We start from the raw sequence: 2,636 nt of genomic DNA on the forward strand, positions 1-2,636 counted from the left end.
ATTCCCGAAGAGTACGTGGCGGACGCCCGGGATGCTTTTGAAGGGTGTCCGAGCGAATCGGTGAAATGGCAGGAGGACTGATTCCGCCCGGCCGATGATCCCGGCGAATGTGAGGGGGTGATGAGGTGGGCAGGTATTTTTGGGGGATCGGCCTCCCGGAGGAAATCGGGGCGCGAATCGAGGCGTGGGCGGCGGACCAAGGGGCGGCCATTCCGGTCAAACGGTGGTATCATCGCGGGCAGTTTCATATCACACTGCTTTTTTTTGGCGATCTTATCGATGACAAGCTGGATTCGGCCGATGGAGCGGCCCGGGAGACGGCTAAAAAGACGGCCCCTTTTGACCTCGTCCTCGGGAGTCTTGGGACGTTTAACCGGAGTAAGGTCGTTTGGCTCGGAATCCGGCCCAACCCGAACTTGATGGCCCTGCGACAAAGCCTGTGGGAGGCCGCCACCGCCCTGGGGGCTTCGGGTAACGACCGGCCTGCTTATCGTCCCCACCTCACCTTGGGCCGCCTGTCCCTCCCCTGGGAGCCAGCCGGCTCCCGGGCTCCGGATACCGAGGAGCTGGCGGGGATTTCCTTCCGGGTATCGGAATTTCATCGCTATGAGTCGAGGCTTTCCCCCGCCGGCCCGGAGTACCGGGCGGTGAGCAGCTTCGGGTTCCAGGCGGACCAAAATGACTAAAAAGAACACGGGGGAAGGGCGCGAACGGAGCCGAAGGACCTATGAGGAATCCGTGGCATCCGTTTCGCGGATTTTGCTGCCAGCCTGGGAGGGAAGAAAGTCTGTTCATCCATGTGACAGTTCCCGTCATCCTGATTATTGGAATCGGTTACTTATTCGGACGTTACGGTGCAACGGATTTAACGGCTATATCAAAATTCTCCATATCCGTGTTAAGCCCGGCGTTGATCTTCAGTTTTTTGGCTCGTAATCCACTCACCCTCGGACAGATGGCGGAAATGACGGCCGCCGTGTTATTGTTTACCGCCGCCATGGCAGGTATCACTTGGCTGGTCATCCGGGTCCTGGGGATGAAAACATTTTTGATGCCCGCGTTGATGACCACAGTGTTTCCCAACACGGGGAATTATGGTCTTCCCATCTTGCTTTTCGCCTACGGGCAAGAAGCTTTTTCCTTGGGCGTCATTATTGTGGTGTTGAACTTTGTCCTGATGTATACGCTGGGCGTCTATTTTGCTTCCTTGGAGCAGTCCGATTGGCGCAGGGCTGCGGCCGATGTGTTCCGCCTGCCCACCACCTATGCGGCTGTGGTGGGCCTTGCCGTGAATGTGCTACATATCCCCATTCCTGATTTTATTTATGATCCGATCAAGATGATCGGAGATGCAATGATTCCCGTTGTGATGTTGATTTTGGGAATGCAACTGGTCCACGTCAAACCCAGGGGAGACGTTGTTCCGGCGACGGTATCCAGTTTGGTTCGGCTTGTCGCGTCCCCGGCCGTCATGGTCGGTATCTGCTATTTGCTCGGCATCGGCGGTTTGACGGCGAAGATACTGGTGGTGCAGAATTCCATGCCTACGGCGGTGATTATGACCATGATCGCCGCCCAGTACCGAACCCGCCCGGATTTTGTCGCCGGCACCACATTTTTGTCCACCGTGATGAGTTTTGCCACCGTAACCGGGCTCTTGTACGGGGTGAATTGGCTGTTTGGTTCTTGAGGCGGTATTCAGAAGAACGGGGGAAGAGACGGGACACCCGTCTTTTCCCCAGGAGGATTTATCGATTCGAATACCAGTGGAGCAATCCCATGGCATTGAGAAACATGTCATCGTCCAGGAATGCGTCACTGTGGGGGGTACCGACTGTTTGTTTCATATCATCCAAGGCGAAAGATTTCAGGTGACGGGCCATCTCCTCGAGGGCGATGTCCGGCCGATACACCTTCTCGGTCAACTGGGCTACAGTGTCCACCAACCGCTCGGTTTCGTCGAACACCCAGTCCACCGCATCGGTGGCGCCAAAATGGCCTAAGAACACTTTGGCCGGTCGCAAAGATCGCAAAAGGGCCACCGATTCGTGCGTTGCCTTAGGATCAAAATCCACCGGGGTAGTGGTCGGGAACAAGTAGTCCCGGTCGAGTCCGGTCAACTCCCGATGATAGCGAATCCCCGTCGTGTCCCCGGTGAACACCCCTCGACTCACCGGGTCAAAAATGCTGATATGGTGTTTCGCGTGTCCAGGGGTGTGATAAAAGGTTAATTTCCGGCTGCCGAGGTCGAGGGTCCCTCCGTGATCCGCGGCGATGAGGCGATCGGCGGGAACTGGGAGAACCTCCCCGAACAAAGACTCCAGTCTGTCCCCGTAGACGGCCCGGGCGCCGGCCACCAGCCGGGTGGGATCTGCCAGGTGGCGGACCCCCCGGGGGTGAACCACCACTTTGGCCTTCGGACAGACAGCCGCCAGACTACCGGCGCTCCCGGCGTGATCCAGGTGGATATGCGTGAGGAGGATATAATCAATCGCGTCGAGCGACAGACCCGCCTCCTGGATTCCAGCAGTGATTTGCGGTAGAGATAGACTGCCCCCGGTTTCAATGATGGCGTTTTTTTCTCCGGGAAGAATGTACGAACCCGTGCGGCCGGACAAGCCGCGTTCCATCAGATC

Annotated in this window: 3 protein-coding genes; 2 read left to right on the top strand and 1 reads right to left on the bottom strand. The window is 57.4% G+C overall.

Annotated elements, in window-relative coordinates; genetic code table 11:
* Window positions 1-125 precede the first annotated feature (125 nt).
* Window positions 126-686 (top strand): RNA 2',3'-cyclic phosphodiesterase, encoded by a 561-nt coding sequence (thpR, locus tag K6T64_RS16635; protein WP_288011328.1) that lies wholly within the window; start codon window positions 126-128, stop codon window positions 684-686.
* Between the two features lie 41 nt (window positions 687-727).
* Window positions 728-1,690: an AEC family transporter gene (locus K6T64_RS16640; protein ID WP_232059609.1), complete on the top strand. Its 963-nt coding sequence runs from the start codon at window positions 728-730 to the stop codon at window positions 1,688-1,690.
* A gap of 58 nt (window positions 1,691-1,748) precedes the next feature.
* Here K6T64_RS16640 and K6T64_RS16645 read toward each other — a convergent pair.
* Window positions 1,749-2,636 (bottom strand): MBL fold metallo-hydrolase (locus K6T64_RS16645; protein ID WP_288011333.1); only part of this gene is annotated, 888 nt, incomplete at its 5' end.

It is taken from the genome of Kyrpidia sp., from assembly GCF_023512215.1.
In the GTDB taxonomy this organism is placed as follows: Bacteria; Bacillota; Bacilli; order Kyrpidiales; family Kyrpidiaceae; genus Kyrpidia; species Kyrpidia spormannii.